Origin of the sequence: Candidatus Solirubrobacter pratensis (genome assembly GCF_000425945.1) — a bacterium.
GTDB lineage: Bacteria > Actinomycetota > Thermoleophilia > Solirubrobacterales > Solirubrobacteraceae > Solirubrobacter > Solirubrobacter pratensis.
On sequence record NZ_AUEK01000009.1, the window covers coordinates 157866 to 181078 of the forward strand.

At 72.6% G+C, this 23213-nt stretch carries 23 protein-coding genes; 16 read left to right on the top strand and 7 right to left on the bottom strand.

The features are described from left to right. Positions 1 to 34 precede the first annotated feature (34 nt). From H958_RS37270 to H958_RS37275, 6 genes are all read left to right on the top strand, one after another. On the top strand, positions 35 to 628 hold the full coding sequence (locus tag H958_RS37270; RefSeq protein ID WP_081685877.1) for a CarD family transcriptional regulator: 594 nt from the start codon (positions 35 to 37) through the stop codon (positions 626 to 628). Between the two features lie 30 nt (positions 629 to 658). Then, a complete protein-coding gene (gene ispD, locus H958_RS0114135; protein WP_028059147.1) occupies positions 659 to 1315 on the top strand; it encodes a 2-C-methyl-D-erythritol 4-phosphate cytidylyltransferase in 657 nt (218 codons plus the stop codon). A 133-nt stretch (positions 1316 to 1448) separates the two neighbouring features. Further along, a complete protein-coding gene (locus H958_RS0114140; protein WP_028059148.1) occupies positions 1449 to 4001 on the top strand; it encodes a M14 family zinc carboxypeptidase in 2553 nt (850 codons plus the stop codon). A 61-nt stretch (positions 4002 to 4062) separates the two neighbouring features. Then, positions 4063 to 4893, top strand: a complete 831-nt coding sequence (locus tag H958_RS0114145) for a histidinol-phosphatase (protein WP_028059149.1) — start codon at positions 4063 to 4065, stop codon at positions 4891 to 4893. Then, positions 4890 to 5357 (top strand): 2-C-methyl-D-erythritol 2,4-cyclodiphosphate synthase, encoded by a 468-nt coding sequence (ispF, locus tag H958_RS0114150; protein ID WP_028059150.1) that lies wholly within the window; start codon positions 4890 to 4892, stop codon positions 5355 to 5357. The genes H958_RS0114145 and ispF overlap by 4 nt, the downstream gene beginning before the upstream one ends. A 257-nt stretch (positions 5358 to 5614) precedes the next feature. Continuing rightward, positions 5615 to 8968, top strand: a complete 3354-nt coding sequence (locus H958_RS37275; protein WP_196807347.1) for a S8 family serine peptidase — start codon at positions 5615 to 5617, stop codon at positions 8966 to 8968. Between the two features lie 22 nt (positions 8969 to 8990). On the opposite strand, the gene H958_RS46295 is transcribed toward H958_RS37275, so the two are convergent. The 4 genes from H958_RS46295 to H958_RS0114175 are packed head-to-tail and all read right to left on the bottom strand — an operon-like array spanning position 8991 to position 11903. Beyond that, the gene (locus tag H958_RS46295; protein ID WP_156027983.1) at positions 8991 to 9179 is read right to left on the bottom strand and encodes a hypothetical protein; all 189 of its coding nucleotides are present in this window, start codon (positions 9177 to 9179) and stop codon (positions 8991 to 8993) included. A 2-nt stretch (positions 9180 to 9181) separates the two neighbouring features. After that, positions 9182 to 9670, bottom strand: coding sequence for an SRPBCC family protein (locus H958_RS37280; RefSeq protein ID WP_051324244.1), 489 nt, complete (start codon positions 9668 to 9670; stop codon positions 9182 to 9184). Continuing rightward, a complete protein-coding gene (locus H958_RS37285; RefSeq protein WP_081685881.1) occupies positions 9667 to 10659 on the bottom strand; it encodes a 1-acyl-sn-glycerol-3-phosphate acyltransferase in 993 nt (330 codons plus the stop codon). Before H958_RS37285 ends, H958_RS37280 begins: the two co-directional genes overlap by 4 nt. Positions 10660 to 10679: 20 nt before the next feature. Beyond that, the gene (locus tag H958_RS0114175) at positions 10680 to 11903 is read right to left on the bottom strand and encodes an alpha/beta fold hydrolase (protein ID WP_028059151.1); all 1224 of its coding nucleotides are present in this window, start codon (positions 11901 to 11903) and stop codon (positions 10680 to 10682) included. A 42-nt stretch (positions 11904 to 11945) separates the two neighbouring features. Here H958_RS0114175 and cysS point away from each other — a divergent pair, with 42 nt between their 5' ends. From cysS to H958_RS0114195, 4 genes are all read left to right on the top strand, one after another. Further along, positions 11946 to 13295 carry a cysteine--tRNA ligase gene (gene cysS / locus H958_RS0114180; protein WP_028059152.1) on the top strand — a complete coding sequence of 450 codons (1350 nt, stop codon included), beginning with the start codon at positions 11946 to 11948 and terminating at the stop codon, positions 13293 to 13295. Next, the gene (gene rlmB / locus H958_RS37290) at positions 13292 to 14221 is read left to right on the top strand and encodes a 23S rRNA (guanosine(2251)-2'-O)-methyltransferase RlmB (RefSeq protein WP_081685882.1); all 930 of its coding nucleotides are present in this window, start codon (positions 13292 to 13294) and stop codon (positions 14219 to 14221) included. The genes cysS and rlmB overlap by 4 nt, the downstream gene beginning before the upstream one ends. Before the next feature lie 135 nt (positions 14222 to 14356). After that, complete coding sequence (sigH, locus tag H958_RS0114190) at positions 14357 to 15007, top strand: RNA polymerase sporulation sigma factor SigH (RefSeq protein WP_028059153.1); 651 nt, start codon at positions 14357 to 14359, stop codon at positions 15005 to 15007. A 33-nt stretch (positions 15008 to 15040) separates the two neighbouring features. After that, positions 15041 to 15412: a hypothetical protein gene (locus H958_RS0114195; protein WP_028059154.1), complete on the top strand. Its 372-nt coding sequence runs from the start codon at positions 15041 to 15043 to the stop codon at positions 15410 to 15412. A gap of 288 nt (positions 15413 to 15700) precedes the next feature. On the opposite strand, the gene H958_RS0114200 is transcribed toward H958_RS0114195, so the two are convergent. After that, entirely contained in the window at positions 15701 to 16423 is a 723-nt protein-coding gene (locus tag H958_RS0114200; protein ID WP_028059155.1) for an LOG family protein, read from the bottom strand. A gap of 116 nt (positions 16424 to 16539) precedes the next feature. Between H958_RS0114200 and H958_RS37295 the strand changes: the two genes are divergently transcribed. Next, a complete protein-coding gene (locus tag H958_RS37295; protein ID WP_051324245.1) occupies positions 16540 to 17136 on the top strand; it encodes a TetR/AcrR family transcriptional regulator in 597 nt (198 codons plus the stop codon). A gap of 2 nt (positions 17137 to 17138) precedes the next feature. On the opposite strand, the gene H958_RS0114210 is transcribed toward H958_RS37295, so the two are convergent. Continuing rightward, positions 17139 to 17495: an FKBP-type peptidyl-prolyl cis-trans isomerase gene (locus H958_RS0114210; RefSeq protein ID WP_028059156.1), complete on the bottom strand. Its 357-nt coding sequence runs from the start codon at positions 17493 to 17495 to the stop codon at positions 17139 to 17141. Between the two features lie 200 nt (positions 17496 to 17695). After that, complete coding sequence (gene upp / locus H958_RS0114215) at positions 17696 to 18325, bottom strand: uracil phosphoribosyltransferase (RefSeq protein ID WP_028059157.1); 630 nt, start codon at positions 18323 to 18325, stop codon at positions 17696 to 17698. Positions 18326 to 18416: 91 nt separating this feature from the next. Between upp and H958_RS45110 the strand changes: the two genes are divergently transcribed. The 5 genes from H958_RS45110 to add are packed head-to-tail and all read left to right on the top strand — an operon-like array spanning position 18417 to position 23169. After that, on the top strand, positions 18417 to 19328 hold the full coding sequence (locus H958_RS45110; RefSeq protein WP_081685922.1) for a cytidine deaminase: 912 nt from the start codon (positions 18417 to 18419) through the stop codon (positions 19326 to 19328). After that, complete coding sequence (locus H958_RS0114225) at positions 19325 to 20131, top strand: purine-nucleoside phosphorylase (RefSeq protein ID WP_028059159.1); 807 nt, start codon at positions 19325 to 19327, stop codon at positions 20129 to 20131. The genes H958_RS45110 and H958_RS0114225 overlap by 4 nt, the downstream gene beginning before the upstream one ends. 28 nt (positions 20132 to 20159) lie before the next feature. Next, the gene (gene deoC / locus H958_RS0114230; RefSeq protein WP_231379247.1) at positions 20160 to 20876 is read left to right on the top strand and encodes a deoxyribose-phosphate aldolase; all 717 of its coding nucleotides are present in this window, start codon (positions 20160 to 20162) and stop codon (positions 20874 to 20876) included. Continuing rightward, a complete protein-coding gene (deoA, locus tag H958_RS0114235) occupies positions 20876 to 22183 on the top strand; it encodes a thymidine phosphorylase (RefSeq protein ID WP_028059161.1) in 1308 nt (435 codons plus the stop codon). The genes deoC and deoA overlap by 1 nt, the downstream gene beginning before the upstream one ends. Next, the gene (gene add, locus H958_RS0114240) at positions 22180 to 23169 is read left to right on the top strand and encodes an adenosine deaminase (RefSeq protein WP_028059162.1); all 990 of its coding nucleotides are present in this window, start codon (positions 22180 to 22182) and stop codon (positions 23167 to 23169) included. The genes deoA and add overlap by 4 nt, the downstream gene beginning before the upstream one ends. The last annotated feature ends 44 nt before the right edge of the window (positions 23170 to 23213 follow it).

A 23213-nucleotide genomic window follows, 5' to 3' on the forward strand; every position in this document is an offset into this window, starting at 1 on the left:
TCATGACGCCGTACGGTCCGGCAGCCGGACCCTGATGAAGGAGGAAACGATTCCCGATACAGCCATCGAGATCGAGGATCTCGAGATCGAGCGCGAGTTCGTCAACATCGATTTTGAGATCGGCGACCACGTCGTCTACCCCCATCACGGGGCGGGCCAGGTCGTCAAGAAGGAAGAGAAGGAGATCCTCGGCGAGCGCCGCGAGTATCTGACGATCAAGATCCTCCACAACGACATGACCGTCATGGTCCCGTGCCAGAACGCCGGCAAGGCCGGCCTGCGCCGCGTGATCGACGAGGAGACGGTCAAGAAGGTCCTCGCCGTCCTGGCCGACGACGTGTCGGAGATGCCGAAGAACTGGAACCGGCGCTTCAAGCACAACCGGGACAAGATCAAGACCGGCGACATCCACGAGCTCGCCGAGGTCGTCCGCAACCTTGCCGTCCGTGAACAGGACAAGGGCCTTTCGACGGGCGAGAAGCAGATGTACACGCGCGCCAAGAAGATCCTCGCGTCCGAGATGATGTACGCGCTCGAGAAGACCGAGGACGAGGCCGAGGCGTACCTCGACGAGGTCCTGTCACGCACGGCTGAGCAGCTCGCCGCCGCGAGCGCCGGCGCCGAGTAAGGCCCCACACTCCACACGGCCCCGACCACGATGACCGGTGCGTCGGGGCCCGTCGCGCTGCTGGTCGCCGCGGGAAGCGGCGAGCGGCTCGGCCACGGGCGCCCCAAGGCGCTCGTAGAGGTCGCCGGGCGCACGCTGCTGGACTGGTCGCTCGCCGCGCTGCGCGCGGCGGGCATCGACCAGATCGTCGTCGCGCTGCCGGATGGCGCCGAGGCCCCGCCGGGCTGCATCGGCGTCCGCGGCGGCGCAACGCGCTCCGCGTCCGTCCGCGCGGCGCTCGCCGCCGCCCCGCCTTCGGAGGCGATCGTGGTCCACGACGCGGCGCGCCCGCTCGCGCCGCCGGACCTCTTCGCCCGTGCGCTCGCGGCGCTCGCGAGCGCGGACTGCGCGATCGCCGCGGCCCGCGTGACCGACACGATCAAGGAGGCGGAGGGCGACACCGTCGTCGCGACGCTCGACCGCTCGCGCCTGTGGGCGATCCAGACGCCGCAGGCCTTCCGGCGCGAAGCGCTGGAGCGCGCGCTCGACGTCGACGACGCGATCCTCGCCCGCGCCACCGACGACGCGTGGCTCGTAGAGCGCGCCGGCGGGTCCGTCCGCGTGGTCGAGTCCTCGCCCGCGAACTTCAAGATCACGACGCCGCACGATCTCCAGGTCGCCGAGCTGCTTCTCACGTCACAGCAATGACGGATCTCCCTTGATCCTCTGAGCACCCTCATATAGGACTCCCACGTCCGCTTCGCGCGGATCTCGGGCCCGAGCCATTCCAGGCTCACACAGGGGGGAAACATCCATGCTCGCGGTACCACTGCGGCGCGTCATGGCCACGTTGCTCGTGCTCGCCGCCACGCCGGCGGTCGGCACGGCGCGGGCCGACGCCGCGCCCATTCCGCCGCCGAAGCAGTTCTTCGGCTTCCAACCCGGGACCAGCGGCAAGCTCGTGCGGTTCTCGAGGATGGAGGACTACTTCAAGCTGCTCGCCGACCGCTCGCCGCGCGTCACCTACGAGTCGCTGGGCAAGACCACGCTGGGGCACGACTACCCGCTGATGCAGATCAGCTCGCCGGCGAACCTGCAGCGGGTCGACGAGATCCTCGCCGAGAACAACCGGCTCGCGAACCCGCGCGGGCTGAGCGAGGAAGAGGCACGGGACCTCGCGGCCAAGCACATCCCGGTCTACTACCTCGAGGCGGGGATGCACTCGACCGAGGTCGGGCCGGTGCAGGTGATCCCGGACATCGTCTACCGGCTGGCGACGGAGAGCTCGCCTGAGATCAAGAAGATCCTCGACAAGCTGCTGATCGTCGTCGTGCCCGCGGCCAACCCGGACGGGTCGCACCTGGTCACCGACTACTTCAACGAGACCGAGGGCACGAGCTACACCCGCACCTATCCGGACCTGTACCACCCGTACACCGGTCACGACGACAACCGCGACTGGCTCCTGTTCACGCAGAAGGAGTCCAAGCTGCGGATCGGCGTCTTCAAGAAGTACCGGCCGGTCGTCGAGCACATCCTCCACCAGGCGGGCTCGAGCAACCCGCGGATGTGGGTCCCGCCGTGGGACGACGGCATCAGCGACGCGCGCGACGCGCTGCAGATGCAGGCCTCCAACGAGCTCGGCATGGACATCGTCCGCGGCCTCTACTCCGAGGACAAGAAGGGCGTGTCCTACGGCAACGGCTACGGCATCTGGGGCACGGCCGACATCGCCAGCTTCGAGACGTTCATGGGCTCGGCGCTGGTCCTGTTCGAGACGGCGAGCCTGCGCGACCTCGCGTATCCGTTCTCCAGCTCGAACGGGAAGCCGCTCGGCAATTCTGTGCGCAGCATGCGCAACCTGCTGCCCTACGACAAGTCGACCTGGACGCTGGAGCAGATGGTCGACTACCTCGAGACCGGCGTCTTCCTCGGCCTGGACTCGGTGGCGAAGGAGCCCGAGCGCTGGTCGCTCGACGAGCTCTACAAGGTGCCGCGCAACGCGATCGACTCGACCACCGGCCCGTGGGCCTACGTGCTGCCGGCCGGCCAGCGCGACGAGTTCGCCGTGTACGACCTGCTGAAGGTGATGGACCAGAGCCTGGTCGAGATCGACCGCGCGACGGCGCCGTTCACGGCCGGCGGGAAGGCCTATCCGGCGGGCTCCTACGTGCTCAAGACGCGCCAGCCGATGGGCGCCTGGGTCAACCAGCTACTGGGCAACCGGCCGTATCCGGACGCCCGCAACTGCCCGAGCTGCCCGCTGCTGATGCCCTACAGCGAGGCGACCGACAACCTCCCGATCATGTTCGGCGTCACCGCCGACCCGATCGCGTCGTCGTTCTCCGCGAGCCTCGAGCGCGTGCGGACGCTCGCGCCCGACGCCGTGCTGATGCCGCAGCCGCCGGCCGCGCACGGCGCCTATCTGGTCGAGCCCGCCTCTGAGGGCGTCTCGCAGTTCCTCGCGAACCTCCAGAAGCAGGACGTGCCGACGTTCCGCGCGGCGGCCGGGTTCTCCTCGAACGGGCACGCGTTCGCCCCCGGCACGCTGGTCGTGCCGCCGTCGGCGCGCGCCCGGGCGGTGCTGGAGGACACGTCGAAGGCGACCGGCCTGGCGGTCTACGCGACCGACACGGCGCCGCAGGTGGCGGAGTTCCAGCTCAAGCCGGGCACGCGCGTCGGCCTCATCCGCGGCATCAACAACCAGGCCGGCGGCTGGCTGATGTGGCAGCTCGACCAGCACGGCGTCGACTACAAGGTGGTCAGCGCCGACGACTACCCGCGCCTGAGCGCGCTCTACGACACCATCCTCATGCCCGACGGCATCTCGCAGTCGCGGATCGTCAACGGGGTGGATCCGAGCACGGTGCCCGAGCGCTTCCGGTGGGCGCGCGGCGTCGGGCAGGAGGGCTGGGACCAGCTCAAGCAGTTCGTGCTCGACGGCGGCACCATGGTCGCCATCGGCAGCTCCGGCGACACCGCCAAGGCGCTGCTGGACCTGCCGGCCGATCACGTGATGCTGCCGTCGCCGTTTCGCATCCCCGGCTCGCTGATGCGCGTCGCGACGTCGGCCGGTGTGCCCGAGCTGTGGGGCATGCCCGCGCAGTGGGCGACCTGGTCGGAGGGCGATACGGGCTGGCGGGTGACCGACGCCTCCAAGGCGAAGGTCGGCACGTCCTACCCGAACGACGCGCAGCCGCTGCTGGCCTCCGGCTATGCCGAGGGCGACGCGGGCCTGCGCGGGCTCGCCGACATCGTCACGTTCGACGTCGGCCAGGGCCACGTGATGATCTCGGCCACGGACCTCAACTTCCGCACGTGGCCGCGGGCGGCATGGACCGTGATCGCCAACGCCATCTACCAGGGCCCCTCGACCGAGGTGCCCGCCGCGTAGCCCCGGGCACCGGGCGCGGCGCCTTCACGGCGCCGCGCCCCGTTCGTCATCCTGATGCGCGATGCTGACCGACTACCACGTGCATCTGCGCCCCGACGGCGACGACACGCCGCCGGAGCGCTACTTCACAGCCGCGAACGCCGAGCGCTACCGCGAGACCGCCGAGGAGCAGGGGATCAGCGAGCTCGGCGTGTCCGAGCACATCCACCGCTTCACCGCCGCGCTCGACGTCTGGCAGCACCCGTGGTGGCGCCGCTGGGCGACCGACGACATCGACGCCTACGTCGGCTTCGTGCGCGAGGAGACCGACCTGCGGCTCGGCTTCGAGGCCGACTTCGTGGCCGGCCGCGAGGATCGCCTGGCGAACCTGCTCGACGCGCACGACTGGGACTACGTCGTCGGCTCGGTGCACTTCCTCGGCGACTACGCGGTCGACGTCGACGACGAGACCGACGTGTGGCGCCACGAGACATCGCCGGAGCGCGTCTGGAAGCGCTACTTCGAGACGCTCGCCGCGTCGGCGCGCAGCGGGCTCTACGACATCATCGCCCACCCCGACCTGGTCAAGATCTGGGGCGGCGCGCGCCCGCTCCCGGACGTCGACCCGCGCCGCTACTACGAGCCGGCGATCGAGGCGATGCTCGACGCCGACGTGGCGATCGAGGTGTCGACCGCCGGGCTGCGCAAGCCGGTCGGCGAGCTCTACCCCGCGCGCGCGATGCTCGAGATGGCCGTCGACGCCGGGGTACCGGTCGCGCTCTCCAGCGACGCGCACCTGCCCGAGCACGTGGGCTTCGGCTATGACCGTGCGCGCAAGCTGCTGGAGGCGTGCGGCGTGACCGAGCTCGCCGTGTTCGAGCGCCGGGTGCGGCGGCTGGAGCCGATCGGGTGAGCGTCCGGACCGGCCTCGGCGTCGACACGCACCGGTTCGCCGAGGGCCGCACGCTGGTCCTCGGCGGCGTCGAGATCCCGCACATGCGCGGGCTGGCCGGCCATTCGGACGCCGACGTGCTGGCGCACGCGATCACCGACGCGGTGCTCGGTGCGGCGGACATGGGGGACATCGGCCAGCACTTCCCCGACACGGATCCCGCCTTCAAGAACGCCGACTCGCTCGCGCTGCTGCGTGAGGTCGTGACGCTGGTGAGCGCCGAGGGCTGGTCGATCGAGCACGTCGACGCGACGGTCGTGATGGAGCGCCCGAAGCTCGCTCCCTACCGGGCGGCGATCGCGGCGCGCCTGCGCCAAGCGGTCGGCGCCTCGGTGTCGGTGAAGGCGACCACGGGCGAGGGCATGGGCTTCGTGGGGCGCGAGGAGGGGGTTGCGGCGCTGGCCGTGGCGACCCTCGTCCGGTGAGCCGGGCTTGCGCTCGGTGGTGCCCGCCGGCGAGGTCTCGTATGTGACCGACCGCCGGGTCGGCGGCGTGCGCGTGCGCGCGACGGATTTGGCGCTGGGGCGAGGCGCGCGAGCATCTCGCCCGCTGAGCATCCCATCGGCGCTTCATCATGCACCCATAACGGTCAGCAGTAGCTGCGCAAAGCCGCTCGCGTCGCACTAACGTGCTGCCGTCGGCTCTGACGCAGGGGCGGGCGGCGGCGACTGGGAGGTCGATGATGCGAGGGATCTGGAGGCCGCGGACGGCCGTGCTGGCGGTGCCGCTGCTGGCGCTGGCAGGCGCGTCGCAGGCGATGGGGAGCGCGCCGCCCCCGGCGCATCGCACGCCGGCGCACCGCGGCTTGCCCGCCATGCGTGTCACGCGCGACTCGAGGCTGCTCTCCCAGCATGTGATCGTCGTGCTGCGTGACCAGCATCCGGGCCACCCCGCGAGCGCAGCGAGCCTGCGCGCCCGCGACAGGCTCCAGGCGCGCGACCGGCGCCCGCTGAAGGCCCGGATCGCCCGGGCGGGCGGGCACGTGACGCGCGAGTTCCACGTCCTCAACGGCTTCAGCGCGACGGTCTCCGGCGCAGAGCGCGCCCGGCTCGCCGCCGACCCTGCCGTCGCGCAAGTGGTCCCCGACCAGGTCGTGTCGCTGCCGCGGCAGGACGATCCGGGGCCGGCGCCCGCCGCGCCGCCCGGCAACCCGTCGACCCCGCTGACGGGGACCTGCCCCGCGGATCCGGCCAAGCCGCTGCTCGAGCCTGAGGCCCTGCAGACGATGCATGTCGCGTACGACGACACCGCGACGCCGCAGGCGCAGTCGCTCGCCACCGGCAGCGGCGTCAAGGTCGCGTTCTTCGCGGACGGCCTCGACATCGACAACCCGGACTTCATCCGCCCGGACGGCTCGCACGTCTTCATCGACTACCGCGACTTCAGCGGCGATGGCCCGAACGCCGTCACCGGGGCCGCGGAGGCGTTCGGCGACGCGAGCTCGATCGCCGCGCAGGGCCGCCAGGTGTACGACCTGTCGAGCGTCGTCAGCCCGGCGCATCCGCTGCCGCCCGGCTGCACGATCACCGTCCGCGGCGTCGCCCCGGGCGCGTCCTTGATCGGCATGAAGGTGTTCGGCAGCGTGGGCTCGGCGTTCAGCTCGGCGATCGTGCAGGGCATGGAGTGGGCGGTCACCCACGACCACGCCGACATCATCAGCGAGTCGTTCGGCGGCTACCCGATCCCCGACACGACCGAGGACCTGATCCGGCGCTTCAACGACCAGGCCGTCGCCGCCGGCGTCACGGTGTCCCAGGGCAGCGGCGACTCCGGCGCCGAGGCGAGCCCGTCGGCTCCCTCCACCGACCCGCTGGTGATCAACGCGGGCGCCAGCACCAACTTCCGCAACTACGCCCAGACGACCTCCTACGGGTTCCAGTTCTCCAACGGCAGCTACCTGAGCGACAACGTCTCCTCGATCGGCGGCGGCGGCTTCGGGCAGGACGCGCAGAGCGTCGACCTGGTCGCGCCGGGCGAGGCGGACTGGGCGCTGTGCAGCCCGAACGTCGCGCTCTACACCGACTGCACCGGCTTCACGGGCTCCTCGCCGCTCCAGCAGTTCGGCGGCACGAGCCAGTCGACGCCGCTCACCGCCGGCGCCGCCGCGCTGGTGATCGAGGCCTACCGCGACGCGCACGGCGGCCGTACCCCGGCTCCCGCGCTGGTCAAGCAGATCCTCATGAGCACGGCCGACGACCTCGGCTTCCCGAGCGCCGAGCAGGGCGCCGGCGAGGTCGATGCGTTGAAGGCGGTGCAGGCGGCGCAGTCCGTCGATCACGGGTCGCCGGCGGCCCACTCGCTGCTGATCGGTCCAGGCAAGCTCCAGGTCACCGGGCCGGCGGGGAGCACGCCGGCCGACGCGACGGTCTCGGTGACGAACACGGGCGCCGCGCCGCAGACGGTGAGCGCCCATGCCCGCGCGCTGACGACCCAGGCCAGCGACGCGAAGGCCGACGTCACGCTCGGCCCCGGCAACCCCACGTTCATCGACGGCTTCGGCAAGCCGCTCCCGTACGCACGGACGACGTTCACCGTGCCCGCCGGCGCCGACCGGCTGGTCGCCTATGACGCGTGGCCCGGACCCAGCGCGCGCGTGGGCCTGACCGTGATCGACCCGAGTGGCGCCTACGCCGCCTACACGCGCCCGCAGGGCAACGGGGATCACGGGCAGGTCGACGTCCGCCGGCCCGCGGCGGGGACCTGGACCGCGATCGCCTTCATCCGCGACGGCACGTTCTCCGGGCCGGTCCATCTCGAGTTCGCGACCCAGCGCTTCGGCGCGGTCGACGCCGTCTCGCCGGCCGGCCAGACGCTCGCGCCCGGCGAGACGGGCCGCTTCCGCGTGCACGTCTCGCTGCCCCGGACGCCCGGCGACGGCGCGCACGACCTCGTGATCGAGGACGGCTCCGGCGATCGCACCGTGGTGCCGGTCGTCATGCGCTCGCTCGTGCCGGTCGACGGCGATGGCGGCCGGTTCTCCGGCACGCTGGCCGGCGGCAACGGCCGGCCCGGCCCGGCCCAGCAGGAGACGTTCGCGTTCGACGTCCCGCCCGGGCGCCCGGAGCTGACCGCCTCGCTGACGTTCCCCGACGACGAGGGGACCGAGGTGCAGGGCTACCTGATCGACCCGCAGGGCAACGCGCTCGGCGCGGCCGACAGCGGCTACGCCGGTGCCCCGGGGCTCCAGCTCACGCACGGGTTCACCGCCTACCGGCTGCGGCCGCGGCCCGGTCGCTGGAAGCTCGTCGTCAACGTGCTCAACCCGGTCGGGGGCAACGCGCCGTCGGCGCCGTATCACGGGACGATCGGGTTCGACAAACCGGCGGTGAAGGCGCACGGGATCCCGCATGGCGAGGCGCTCGAGGCGGGCCGGCCGGTGACCGCCACGCTCACCGTGCGCAACTCCGGCGCGGGGATCGAGGACGTCTTCGCCGACCCGCGGCTGCAGCGCCAGGACACGCTGCCGCTGCTGTCGCTGACGCAGGCGACCGGCGTCCCGCTGCCGATCCCCGGCGACCAGGCGCCGCCGTACTTCCTCGTGCCGACGCAGACGAGCAGCGTGCTCGCCGCGGCCGAGGCGTCGGCGCCGATCCTGCTCGAGCTGGGCTACGCCGTCTTCGGCGAGGGCGACCCGGACGTGCTCGGCACCAGCGCGGGCAACCGGGCCGCGGCGGCCTACGCGTCGTCCGAGGTCGCGCCCGGACCGTGGCTGCTGGCGCCCGCGTTGCGCGGGCCCTTCGACGGGCCGGCAAGCGGCAAGGTGGACACCGGCATGCTCGTCCGCACGCGGGCGTTCGACACCGGCGTGAGCTCCTCGACGGGCGACGTCTGGCGCCAGGCCGTCGATCCCGGCGCGCCGGGCTTCACGCCGCTCACGCTCGCACCGGGGCAGAGCGGCACGATCACGGTGACGTTCACGCCGCACGGGCGGCGGGGCTCGGTCGTCGACGGCGTGCTCTACGTCGACGACTTCAGCGCGCGGCTCTACTACGGCAACGAGCAGGTCGCGATCCCGTACCGCTACCGGATCCGCTGAGGCGGGGTCTAGAGGAGCATGCTCAGCTGAAGCGCGATTGCAGGAGGTCCAGGCAGACGACGCAATACGGCCACGGAGGGTTCCAGGGCCAGCCGGTGACGTCCTTGCCGCACAGTGCCGTGTCCGGGTCCTCCTCGGTCACGATGTGACAGATCTGCTCGCCCTCCGACGTCGGGCCGTTCACCCGCGTCGGCTCTGGGGCTGTCGGCATGCTCACGTTGTAGCGCGTGCTGCCCGGCGCTTGGCCGCCGCCGCGCGGAGCTGCTCGTGCTCGACCGTGCGCTTGAGCTGGGCGAGCGTCCGGCGGGCGTGGCCGCGCACGGTGGGCGCGGCGAGGCGCTCGGCGAGCCAGGAGGAGATCCCGCCACCGGCGACGCCGTACTGGAGCCGCAGCTCGACGCGCGTGCAGCCGCCCGCCGCAGGACGCAGGCGCCAGCGGCCGTGCTGGTCGACGCCGGTGACCGACGTCCACGCCAGGTCGCGCTCGGGCGCGAACTCGACGACCTCGATCAGCCCCCCGACCTCCGCCGAGCCGACGCGCAGCAGCATCCGATAGCGCGCGCCGAGGCCCGAGCGCAGCTCGCCCGCGACCTCCCAGCGCGTGACGCCGGCGAAGAAGTGCAGCACCCGCGACGGGTCGGAGACCTGCTCCCACACCAGCGCGGGCGGCGCGGCGACGACGACGTGCTCGCAGATCCTCATCCGATCACCGGGAATCGCCGCTCGGCGGCCAGCGCGTCGAGCGTCTCCTGCATCGTGCGGACGATCCGCTCGTAGACCTCGTCGACGTCGGGGTCGGGGCCGAACTCCTCGCGCAGGTGGATCGGCGGCAGCGCCTCGACGGTGATCTTGGCCGGCAGCGGGATGTGCCCGAGCATGTCGCCGACGTTGAGCCCCCACGGCAGCGCGAGCGAGATCGGCAGCACCTTGAGCCGCAGCAGCTTGTCGAGGCCGAGCACCCGCGCCAGGTGCTCGCCGCGCGACAGGAACAGCGCGGTCTCCTGTCCGCCGATGCCGACCACCGGCACGACCGGCACGTTTTGCTGGATGGCGAGCCGGATGAAGCCCTTGCGGCCGCCGAAGTCGATGCGGTTGCCGTGCCAGCTGGGGCGGTGGACGTCGTAGTCGCCGCCTGGGTAGACGAGCACGGCGGCGCCGGACTCCAGCGCCCGGCGGGCGTTCTCCTGCGACGCCGCGACCGTCCCGTACTTGCGCAGGAAGGAGAGCCCGGGATAGGAGAGCACGAGGTTGTGCGCGAGCTGGTGGAAGGCGCGCTCGACGCCGAAGTAGGTCGAGAACGCGAGCGTGAAGACGAGCGTGTCCGGCGTGAGGTTGCCACCGGAGTGGTTGCCGACGAGCAGCACGGGCCCGTCCTCCGGCACGTTACCCAGGCCGCGGACTTCGCCGCGGTACCAGAGCGAGGAGGCGAGCCACAGCCGCGGGAGGGTCTCGCGGATGTAGTCGGGATCGCGCTCGTCGAGGTCGGCGGCCGGGACGCGGCCGGCGATCGCGCGCGGGAGCGCGGTGAGGGCGCCGGTGAGGCGGCCGAGGCGCGAGCGTGGGGGGTCGCCGCGCGGGGCGTCGCCGGAATGCGAGGCCGCGCCGCCCGCGACCGGGGCGGGCTCGCCGCGGCGCAGCGCCCGGCGCGCGTCGCCGGCGTGGCCGTGTCCGTTCTGCGCGGTTGCGCTCATCTCCTGGTCGGCTACCCGCCTCAGGCCGCCTTCAGCCCTCCGCGCGCGCCGCCGAGTGCGTCCACGCGCGCGAAGAACCGCGACAGCAGGCCGTTCGTGCGCTCCGGCCGCTCGACCTGCGGCACGTGTCCGGTCCCTCGCAGGACGACCTGCTCCGCGCTCGGGAGCGCCTGCTCCACGTGCATGCGGAAGCGCTCCGGGATCAGCCGGTCGTGCGAGGACCAGACGAACAGCGCCGGCGGCTCGAGGCCCGACAGGCGCTCGTAGAACCCGCCGCGCCCATACGCGCGCTCCAGGTAGATCGCCCGCGCGCTCGCCAGGAACGCGAGCCGCGCGCCGGCCGAGCGGTAGATGCGCTCGAACTCGTCGACCACGATGTCGGCCACGCTCGGGTCCACGAGGTCGCGGTCGGCGAACAGCGCCCAGAACTGCCGCTCGATCCGCGCGCGCCCGAGCGAGTGCGGGAGCATCCCGAGCTCCGGGCGCGAGAGCTTGACGAGCCAGTGCCAGTCGCGCCGGACGAACGCGACGGCCGGACAGAGGAGACCGAGGCCGCGGACGCGGTCCGGCCGCGTGAGGCCGACCTCGATCGCGACCCGGCCGCCCATCGAGTTGCCGACGATGTGGGCCCGCGCGATCCCCATCGCGTCCATCGCGCCCAGGACCTGGCGCGCCGCGTACGGCGCGCCGTAGGGCGCCATCGACGGCTTGCTCGACCCACCGAACCCGGGCAGGTCGAGCGCATGCACGCGGTAGTTGCGGCTGAGCGCCGCCGCGGTCTCGAAGAAGGACGCCTTCGTGCTTCCGAGGCCGTGCAGCAGCAGGATGTCGGGCCCTTCGCCCATCGTGAGCGCCGACAGCTTGAGCCGCCCGACCGGCACGTCGTGGACGCGCAGCAGCGGCGGGCGCCCGTTGGGCAGCCGGAACAGGCCCTCGAACCCGACCGCGAGATCGAGGTCGCCGCGCGCGTAGAGCCGCCGTTGTGAGAACGCTTCCACACCGGACAAACGGCCCTCGCGCAGGTCCAGCCAGGTGCGGGCGTCGGTCCCGATCACGACGTCGGGCTCACGGCGCGTCGCCCCCGCGCGCACGCGCGCGCCATGGGCCGTGCAGCGCACCTCCCACGAGCGCCCGATGTCCCCGAGCCGGATGCAGTATGTGGCGTCGAAGCCGGGCGCCGCACCCAGGTACCTCGCCGGCAGCGACCGGAACGCGTCGACGGCCAGACCCCCCAGGTCGTCCATCCCGGCAACCCTACCCAGATGGGCGGCGGCTAGGCTCCGACCGTGCGCGACGTCACGTTCTACGACACGCGAACGCGCCAGGTGGCGCCGTTCGAGCCCCGCGATCCCGCCCGCGTCGGCATCTACGCGTGCGGGCCGACCGTCTACGACCGCGTGCATGTCGGCAACGCGCGTCCGTTCGTCGTGTTCTCGCAGCTCAAGCGCTTCCTGGAGCACGAGGGCTACGGCGTCACGCTCGTCGGCAACGTCACCGACATCAACGACAAGATCTACGACGCCGCCTCCAAGGCCGGCCGCCCGTCGGCGGAGCTGGCTGCCGAGATGGCGCGGCACTACCGCGAGGACACCGACCGGATCGGCCTCGGGCGGCCGGACGCCGAGCCGTACGCGTCGGAGTTCATCGGCCCGATCGTCGACCTGATCCAGGCGCTCGTCGACTCGGGGCACGCGTACGCCCGCGACGGCGACGTGTACTTCCGCGTCCGCACGCTGCCGTCCTACGGCGAGCTCTCGCGGCGCGACATCGAGCAGATGGACCAGGGCGAGGGCGTCGAAGGCGCGGACCTCAAGGAGGATCCGCTCGACTTCGCGCTCTGGAAGGCGCACAAGCCGGGCGAGGACACGTCCTGGCGCTCGCCGTGGGGCGAAGGCCGGCCGGGCTGGCACATCGAGTGCTCCGCGATGGCCGAGCAGCTGCTCGGCGTCGAGTTCGACATCCACGGCGGCGGCGTGGACCTCGCGTTCCCGCACCACGAGAACGAGCAGGCCCAGACGCTCGCCGCGCGCGGGAAGCCGCTGGCGCGCGTGTGGATGCACAACGGGATGCTCGAGCTGACCAACGAGAAGATGTCGAAGTCGGTCGGCAACATCCGCCGGCTCGCCGACGTGCTCGACGAGTACGGCGGCGAGGCGCTCGTCCTGTACTTCAGCGGCGGTCACTACCGCCAGCCGATCGCCTTCTCGAACGAGCGCATGGAGGAGGCGGTGCGCTCGGTCGGGCGGATCCGCGACGCGGGCAGGAGGCTCATCGCCGGGGAACGCTCGCCGGAGTCCATCGCACATCACCGCGAGGCGTTCTTCGCCGCGCTGGCCAACGACTTCAACACGCCGGACGCGCTGGCGGCGCTGTTCGGATGGGTGCGCGACGCGAACCGCTCGGAGGAGCCGGTCGGCGACGCGGACCTGCTCGAGATGCTGAGCGTGCTCGGGCTCGAGACGCTGCTGGTGCACGCGGAGGACGCGCCCGCGGAGGCGTGGGACCTCGCCGGGCGCCGCGAGACCGCGCGCAAGGCCCGCGACTGGGCCGAGGCCGACCGCCTGCGCGACGAGCTGCGCGCCGCCGGCTGGGAGGTCCGCGACGGCCCCGACGGCCCCGAGCTGGTGCGGGCATGAGCCCCGGGCGCAGACCCGAAGGCGGGCGCGGGGGCCCGGGCCGCGGCAAGAAGCCCGCGGCGGGACGCGGCGGCCGCCCCGCGCCGGGTGGACGCGGGGGACCCGCGGGGGCGCGCGGCGGCGGCGGCGCCGGCTCGCGCGGCGGTGCCGCTGCGCCGCGCCCCACCGGCTCGCGCGGCCCCCACGCTTCACCCGCGGGGGCGCCCGACGACTCCCCGCGCGTCTCCTCGCGCGTCATCTACGGCCGCAACCCGGTCCACGAGGCGCTTCGCGGGCGCCGCCGCGTCCACCGGATCTGGGCCACCCAGGCGGCGGCGCAGGAGGATTGGGGCTCCGCCCGGGTCTCGGTCGTCTCCGCCGAGGAGATCGAGGAGCGCTGCGGCTCGGACGCGCACCAGGGCGTGTGCGCGCTCGTCGATCCGTACCCGTACGCCGACGCCGCCGAGCTGCTGGAGCAGCCCGATCCCCTGATCGTCGCGCTCGACGAGGTCACCGATCCGCAGAACCTGGGCGCGATCGCCCGCACGGCGGAGGCCGCCGGCGTGACCGGGATCGTGATCCCGGAGCGCCGCTCGGCCGAGGTCACCGCCGCCGTCGCCAAGGCGAGCGCGGGCGCCGTCGAGCACATCCCGATCGCGCAGGTCCGCAACCTCGCCGACTTCCTCGCCGAGGCGAAGGCATCGGGCGCCTGGGTCTACGGCGCCGCGGCCGGGGCGCGCACGCCGTACGACAAGCCGGACTACCGCGGACCGGTCGTCCTGGTGCTCGGCGCCGAGGGCAAGGGCCTACGGCCGCGCGTCGCTTCGATGTGCGACGACCTGGTCGCACTGCCGCTCCGCGGGCGGATCGCGAGCCTCAACGTGAGCGCCACCGCCGCGGTGCTCCTGTACGAGATGTTGCAGCAGCGGCTTGACGCCTCGACATAAGCCTGCCACCCTAAGCACATCAAGTTGAGCTTGAGGGTGAGCGATGTCATCCTCGGCTCAGGTCAATAGCGGCGCCGGGGGAGGTGTGCGCCACGACGCTTCAGGGCTGAAAGGCCCTGGAAAGGACGCACGTTCGTGGCTAGGTTATCTCCCACCAAGTCTCAAGCTCAGCTTCAGCTTGACGACGGCTACCTCCTCGCTCTGGCAAAACAGGGAAGCCACGACGCCTATGACCGCCTCGTGCGCCGGTATGCGTCCTTCGTCCGCCTCAAGGCGTCGTCGTACTTCCTCGTCGGCGGCGACTCCGAAGACCTGATCCAGGAAGGCCTCGTCGGCCTCTACAAGGCGATCCGCGACTTCCGCTCTGACCGCGAGTCCTCGTTCCGCAACTTCGCGGAGCTGTGCATCACGCGCCAGATCATCACCGCGGTCAAGACGGCGACGCGCAACAAGCACACGCCGCTGAACGGCTACGTCTCCTTCTCGGCGACCCCGGCCGGCAGCTCCGACAGCGAGCCCACGCTGGACGAGATGCTCCCGGGCTCGACGGTCCACGACCCGGTCAACCAGGTGATCTCCTCGGAGGAGCTGCGCTCGCTCGTCGCCTGCCTGTCGACCGTGCTCTCAGAGCTCGAATCGCGAGTGCTCTCGCTCTACCTCGACGGCCATTCCTATACGACCATCGGCGAGCGGCTTGGCTGCGACTGCAAGACGGTGGACAATGCGCTCCAGCGCGTCAAGCGCAAGGTCGGCGCCCATCTCGCCTCTCGCGCCGTTCCCGCGTAAGAACCGGCTCATCTCCTACTAATCTTCCACGCCATGCCCCTTTGGCTGATCATCGTGCTCGTCGTGCTGGTGCTCCTCATCGCCGGCGGCATCATCGCCCGGACGCGCCAGCTCGCCCGCAGCCGGCCCGCGTTCGAGCGCTCGCTCGCGCAGGTCGAGCGTGACCTCGTCGCCGCGGCCGCCGCCGACCGCGGCTGGGACCGCGAGCGGCTCGAGACCGCCGCGCGCCGCATCGGAGCCGAGCAGCTCGGCTCCGAGCCGGACGAGCTGACGCTCGTCGAGGTGGTGGACCGCCCCGGCACCGACGAGGATCAGGCGGTCTTCGACTGCCGCGCCGGCGGCGCCCGGCACCGGCTGGTGCTCGGACGCCGCGACGGCGAGTGGGTTGCCGCGTCGCGCTCCTGAGCGCTGCGCCGGCGGGTCCCGCGATGATCGATCGTGACCGCCGGCCCACCGAGCCGGACAGACCCGCCTCCCTCACCCGCGCAGTTCGCCGATCCCGCAACTCGCGCCCGGGATCCGCGCACGAGGGGGATCATCCGTGGCCGTCAGCCCGCCGCGCCGGATCGCTACCTGGCCGATCGCGGTCGCGATGTCGGTGACGGCGTTGCCGGCCTCGTCGGGGTCGAGGCCATCTCCTGCGAGGCGGCGCTGACCGTGGGCGAAGAGGATCGCGAGCAGCCTGGAACCGGCTCAGGCCGCGCGCCGGCGCTGCCCGCGCGGGCGCCGGTGCTCGACGGCCTCGACCGTCTCGAGCACGTCCTCCACCGTGTCGGCGACGACGAGCGAGCGCACGTCGGCCGGGCCGACGTTGCCGTCGGCCTCGACGGTCGAGCGCAACCAGTCCACGAGCCCGGACCAGTAGTCGCTGCCTGCGAGCACGATCGGGAAGTAGCGGATCTTCTGCGTCTGGCGCAGCGTGGCCGCCTCGAAGAGCTCGTCGAGGGTGCCGAAGCCGCCGGGGTAGACGACGAACCCGCTCGCGTAGCGCACGAACATGACCTTGCGCGTGAAGAAGTAATGGAACGTCAGGCCGACCTCGACGTACTCGTTCAGCGAGCGCTCGTGTGGAAGGTCGATCCCGAGGCCGATCGACGGCGCGCCGGCGTCGCGCGCGCCGCGGTTGGCCGCCTCCATGATCCCCGGTCCGCCGCCGGTGATGATCGCGTAGCCCTCCTCGCCCAGCCGCCGCGCGAGGTTGCGCGCGGCGGCGTAGCGGGGGTGGTCGCGAGGCGTGCGGGCGGAGCCGAAGACCGAGACCGCCTTGCCGATGTGCGAGAGCCGCGCGAAGCCGGCGCGCAGCTCGTCCTGGATCCGCAGCAGCCGCTGCGCGTCGGTGAGCTCGCTGAGGATCGCGTAGCTCTCGGCCTCGAGGAGCTCTTCGTCGAGCGAAGTGGGGTGGCGGGGCTCAGGCAACCTTCCAAGAATAGGCCCGGTCAGCGCGCATCCGCCCCCGCCTCGCGCAGGTCGGGCAGCCCACGCCGGCGCGTCAACAGGGGATCGACCGACGGTCAGTTAGCGTGTGAGAGGCGATGAGCGGCCCCGCCTACACGCGCCTGGACGTCGACGAGCGCCGCCGACGGCTGCTCGAGCTCGGCGCGGACCTGTTCACGCGCTTCGCCTACGACGAGCTGTCGATGGCGAGGATCGCCAAGGAGGCCGGCATCTCGAAGGCGCTCCTGTACCACTACTTCCCCTCCAAGGAGGCGTACTTCGTCGCCACGCTGGAGAAGGCGGCGGCGGAGCTCGAGGAGCGCACGCGGCCCGACCCGTCGCTGGAGCCGCTGGAGCAGCTCTCAGGCTCGCTCGACGCATACCTCGGCTGGGTCGAGGACTACACGGACGGCTACGCGAAGATGCTCCGCTCGGCCGGCGCCGTCCCCGAGGTGCGCTCGATGCTCGAGCGCGTGCGCGGCGAGACGGCGCAGCGGATCGTCGACGGCCTCCGCGGGGAGGACCCCGCGACGCCGGTGCTGCGGACGGCCGTCAGCGGCTGGCTGTGGTTCATGGACGGCGCGATCCTCGACTGGGTCGAGCACCGCGACATCGACCGCGAGACGCTGCACGGCCTGCTGCTCGGCACCCTGCTGGGCGCCGTGCTGACGGCCGGTGAGACCGGCCTCCGCTAGCGCTACTGCTGGACGTCGAGCAGGTCGACGACGAAGATCAGCGCCGCGTTCGGCGGGATGTCCGCGCCCGCGCCCTGCGCGCCGTAGCCGAGGTCGGGCGGAATGATCAGCTCGCGCCGCCCGCCGACCTTCATGCCCTTGACGCCCTGGTCCCAGCCCGGGATGACCTGGCCGGCGCCGAGCGGGAAGGAGAACGGCTGGCCGCGGTCCCACGAGGCGTCGAACTGCTTGCCCCCGTCATAGAGCACGCCGACATACTGGACGCTGACGGTGCTGCCGTCGGTCGCCTCGGCCCCCGTGCCCTTCTTGAGGTCCTTGATGACCAGCTTCTTGGGGGGCGGGCCCTTGGGCACCTTCACGACGGGCTTCTTCGCCTCCGAGGCGGCCGGGGTCGGCGTCTCCGCGGGCGCGTCGGTGGCGGTCTCGGTGGCCGCGGGCGTCGCCGCGGCCTCGTCGTTCTTGTCGTTGCCGCAGGCGGCGACCGCGAAGGTCGCGGCGAGCAAGGGCAGGATCAGCAGTCGGTTCCGCAGCATCGGGGGCGCAAGGGTAGCTGGGACTTTCAGCGATCGGTCCCGAAGATGCGGTCGCCCGCATCGCCCAGGCCAGGGCGGATGTAGCCGGTCTCGTCGAGCTGGCGGTCGATCGTCGCGGTCGTGATGTCGACGTCGGGATGCGTCTCGCGCAGCGCCTTCACGCCCTCGGGCGCCGCGACCAGGCAGACGAAGTGGATCCGCTTCGCGCCGGCCCGCTTGAGCCGCGCGATCGCCTGCGTCCCGCTGCCGCCGGTCGCAAGCATCGGATCGACGACGAACACCTCGGCCTGCTCGACGCCGGCCGGGATGTTCTCGTAGTAGCCGACGGGGCGCAGCGCCTCCTCGTCGCGGTACATCCCCAGGTGCCCGACGCGCGCGTCAGGCACGAGCCGCAGGAAGCCGTCGACGAGGCCGAGCCCGGCGCGCAGGATCGCGACGACGAAGACCTCGTCGGCGAGCTTGATCCCGGCGGCCGTCTCGAGCGGCGTCGTGACCTCGATCTCCGCGGGGCGGAGCGAGCGCATCGCCTCGTACCCGAGGATCAGCGCCGCGTCGGTCATCGTCTCGCGGAACACGCGGTGCGGCGTGTCCTTGTCGCGCAGGATCGAAAGCAGGCGCCCGAGCAGGACGTGGTCGACGACCGTCACACCCTCCATCGCGCGGAACCTACCGGGTGGGGTGGACGCGCGCGCGGCGCTCGCCACGCCGCGCCGCGCCGCCGCCGCGGAGTCACTACCGTCACAGCCCATGTCCGCGCCGCCCCGCCGCAACGTGGAGCTCAAGGCCACGGATCCGGATCCCGAGCGCTCGCTCGAGGTGTGCCTCGGCCTCGGCGCCGAGGACCGCGGCATCCTGCGCCAGCGTGACACGTACTTCCGCGTCCCCTCCGGCCGCCTGAAGCTGCGCGAGGAGGAACCCGGGGGCGCGACGCTCGTGCAGTACGACCGCGTCGACGCCGCCGAGGCGCGCGAGAGCCGGTACCGGCTGGTGCCGATCAGCGACCCGGCGGAGACCCGGGCCGCGCTGGAAGCGGCGCTCGGGACGCTCGCCGTCGTGGACAAGGAGCGCCACCTGCTGCTGTGGAAGGGCGTCAGGATCCACCTCGACGCGGTCGCCGGGCTCGGGAGCTTCATCGAGCTCGAAGGCGTCGCCGACGACGGGTCGAACCTGCTCGGCGAGCTCGAGCGGGTGACGCAGCTCACGCAGGCGCTCGAGATCGCGCCGGAGCGCATCCTGCGCAGCTCCTACTCCGACCAGGCGGTCGGCGCCGACGCGCTCGTCGACGCCGCCCGCGCCGTGATGGCCCGCGCGCACGCCCCGTACTCCGGCTTCAGCGTCGGCGCCGCCCTGCGCGCCGACGACGGCTCGATCCACGCCGGCGCCAACGTCGAGAACGCGGCCTACCCGCAGGGGCAGTGCGCCGAGGCCTCGGCGATCGGCGCGCTCGTCGCCGCCGGGCGCACGCGCGTCACCGAGGCGGCCGTGATCGCGGCGGGCGCGGAGGTGTGCGTCCCGTGCGGCGGCTGCCGCCAGCGGCTGCGCGAGTTCATGGACCTCGACGGCGTGATCCACCTGTGCTCGACCTCCGGCGCGCACGAGCAGGTAACCCTCCAGGACCTGCTGCCGCGCTCGTTCGGCCCGGAGTACCTGCCGGGATGACCGCCGCCGCGCAGGCGCTCGCGCAGCGCGGGCTGACGCCGAAGCTCGGCATCGTGCTCGGCTCAGGGCTCGGCGCGCTCACGGACGACCTCGACCAGCCGGTCGCGATCCCGTACGCCGAGCTCCCCGGCTTCCCCGAGATCGGCGTCGCCGGCCACGGCGGGCAGCTCGTGCTCGGGCACCTCAACGGCCTGCCGGTCGCCGCGCTCGCCGGACGCAAGCACGCCTACGAGGGCGATCCCGCGGCGATGAAGGTCCCGATCCGCACGCTCAAGGCGCTCGGCGCCGACACGCTGCTGGTGACCAACGCGGCGGGCTCGCTGCGCGAGGACGTCGGCCCCGGGCGGCTGATGGCGATCACCGACCACATCAACATGCTCGGCTCGAGCCCGCTGACCGGGCCCAACGAGGACGAGATCGGCCCGCGCTTCCCCTCGATGCGCGACGCCTACGACCCCCAGCTCATCCGCGTCCTGCGCAAGGCCGCCAAGGCGGAGATGATCGATCTCGCCGAGGGCGTCTATCTCGCCACCGCGGGCCCGGCGTTCGAGACGCCGGCGGAGATCCGTGCGTTCCGCGTGCTCGGCGCCGACGCGGTCGGCATGTCGACCGTCCCGGAGGTGATCCTCGCGCGCCACGCCGGGCTGCGCGTGGTAGGTGTGTCGGCCATCACGAACCTCGCCGAGGGGATGGGCGGCGAGGAGCTCTCGCACGAGCAGACGCTGCGCAACGCGCACGTCGCGGCGCGCGACCTCGTGCGGCTGGTGGAGCGATTTGCGGGAGAGCTTGACGATGACACGTGAAGAAGCGGCCCGCCGGGCGCTTGGCCTGGTGGACCTGACGAGCCTCAACGACGACGACACGCCCGAGCGAATCGACGCGCTGTGCGCGCAGGCCGTGACGCCGGCCGGCGAGGTCGCGGCGGTGTGCATCTACGCGCCGTTCGTGCGCCAGGCGGTGAAGGCGCTGGAGGGCACCGGCGTGCGCGTGGCGACGGTGGCGAACTTCCCGGCGGGCGCGCCGGACCCCGACGCCGCGGCGCGCGAAGCCGACGCCGCCGTCAACGACGGCGCCGACGAGGTCGACGTGGTGCTGCCGTACGAGCGCTACGCCGCGGGCGATCGCGAGGCGGCGCTGGAGGTCGTGCGCGCCGCCCGCGACGCGACGGCGGGCGCGGTGCTCAAGGTGATCCTCGAGACCGGCCGTCTCGGCTCCCCCGAGACGATCGAGGCCGCCGCCGCCGACGCGCTCGCCCAGGGCGCCGACTTCGTCAAGACCTCCACCGGCAAGCTCCAGCCCGGCGCGACCCCCGAGGCCGCGCGCGCGATGCTGACCGCGATCGCGGCCGCCGGCCGCGGCGGCTTCAAGGCCTCCGGCGGCGTGCGCACCGCCGAAGATGCGGCGAGCTACCTCGCCCTCGCCGACGAGGTGCTCGGCGAGGGCTGGACGTCGCCCGCGACCTTCCGCTTCGGCGCCAGCGGGCTGTTGAGCGATCTCCTCGCCGCGTTGGGCGTCAACGCGCAGGCCCCGGGCACGGGCGGCTACTGATGCTGCCCGCCGAGGTGATCCGCCGCAAGCGCGACGGCGCGACCTTGTCCGCCGACGAGATCGGCTTCCTGGTCGGCGGGATCGCCGGCGGCGGCCTCTCCGACGCGCAGGTCGGCGCGCTCGCGATGGCGATGTTCATCCGGGGGATGGACAGCGAGGAGCGCGTCGCGCTCACGACCGCCATGCGGGACTCAGGAATCGTGCTGCGGTGGGACCTCGACCGCCCGGTCGTCGACAAGCACTCGACGGGCGGCGTCGGTGACAAGGTGTCGCTGATCCTCGCGCCGGTGCTGGCGGCGTGCGGCGCTGCGGTGCCGATGATCTCCGGCCGCGGCCTCGGCCACACTGGCGGGACGCTCGACAAGCTCGACTCGATCCCCGGCTACGCCTCGACGCCGTCCACCGAGGTGCTGCGGCGCGTCGTGCGCGAGGCCGGCTGTGCGATCGTCGGCCAGACCCTCGACCTCGCGCCGGCGGACCGGCGCCTGTACGCGGTGCGTGATGCGACGGGCACGGTGGAGTCGATCCCGCTGATCGTCGCCTCGATCCTCTCGAAGAAGCTCGCCGCCGGCCTGGAGGCGCTCGTGCTCGACGTCAAGACCGGGTCGGGCGCGTTCATGGCGGCGCGCGAGGACGCCGAAGCGCTCGCGCGGGCGCTCGTGGACGTCGCCGCCGGCGCCGGGCTGCCGACCGTGGCCCTGCTGACCGACATGGACGAGGTGCTCGGCACGACGGCCGGCAACGCGCTCGAGGTGCGCGAGTCGATCGACGTGCTGACCGGCGCGGCGCGCGAGCCGCGGCTGCTGGAGGTGACGGTCGCGCTGTCCGCCGCCGCGCTGGTGAAGGCCGGCCTCGCGCCGGACGAGGCGGCCGCGCGCGAGGACGTCATCAAGGTCCTCGACGACGGCTCCGCCGCTGAGCGCTTCGGCGCGATGGTCGCCGCCCTCGGCGGGCCCGCCGACCTCGTCGAGAACCCCGCCGACCACCTTCCCGCCGCCTCCGTCTCGCGTCCCGTCGCGCCGGAGCGCCCGGGCTACGTCTCGTCGGTGGACGCCCGCGCCGTCGGCCTCGTCGTCACCGCGCTCGGCGGCAACCGCCGCCGCGAGGACGACACGATCGACCCCGCCGTCGGCCTCTCTGACGTCGCGCCGACCGGCGCGCAGGTGGGCCCGGACCGGCCGCTTGCGTTCGTCCACGCCCGCGGCGACGCGTCCGCCGAGGAGGCGGCGACGGCGCTGCTGAACGCCGTGCAGGTCTCGCCGGAGCCGCCGGCCGAGCGCCCCGTCATCATCGGCCGCGTCGGATGACCGCGCTCGCCGAGCTCCACGTCCATCTCGAGGGCACCGCGCCGCCGGACCTGATCCGCCGCCTCGCGGACCGCAACGGCATCCCGGTGCCGGACGGCGTGTTCGACGGGCCGGACCGCTTCAAGTGGGTCGACTTCCTCGACTTCCTGCGCACCTACGACCGCGCGGCGACCGTGATCAGGACGGCCGAGGACTACCGCGACGTCACGTACGAGTACCTCGTCTCCTGCGCGCGCCAGGGCGCGATCTACGTCGAGCTGCTGGTGAGCCCCGACCACGCGCAGTCGGTCGGGCTGCCGCCGTCCGAGCAGCAGGCGGGCGTCGCGCAGGGCATCGACGACGCCCGCCGCGACGCCGGCATCGAGGCGCGGATTGTGCTCGTCGCCGTCCGCAACTTCGGCGTCCAGGCCGCGATCGACATCGCCCAGTCGCACGCCGGCGAGCGCCATCCGTACATCGTCGGCTTCAACCTGGCGGGCGACGAGGCGGGCTACCCCCCTGCGCAGTTCGCCCCCGCGTACGAGATCGCCAGCCGCGCGGGCCTCGGGTGCACGGTCCATGCGGGCGAGCACGCCGGCGCCGGATCCGTGCGCGAGGCGCTCACGCTCCCGGTCACCCGCCTCAGCCACGGCGTCCGTGCAGTGGAAGATCCCGCATTGGTCCAGGACATCGCCGACAGAGGGATAGTCCTCGAGGCGTGCCCCACGTCCAACGTGGCCACGCAGGTCTTCCCGAGCTACGAGGAACATCCGCTCCGCCGCCTGTACGAAGCCGGTGTGAAGGTCACATTGGGCTCAGACGATCCGCCCTACTTCGGCGCTAGCATCGGCGGCGAATACGCCGTGGCGCGTGAGCGCCTCGGCTTTGGAGAGGGTGAGTTGGAGAGTCTCACGCGGACCGCCATCGAGGCGTCCTTTGCGGACGATGCGCTCAAACGCGCCCTGCTCAAACGTATGACGGCTAAGGACGGCCGCTCGAACCTTTAGGCTCGCGAGCGCGCGTCCACAACAGAAGGAGTTCCGGCAGTGCG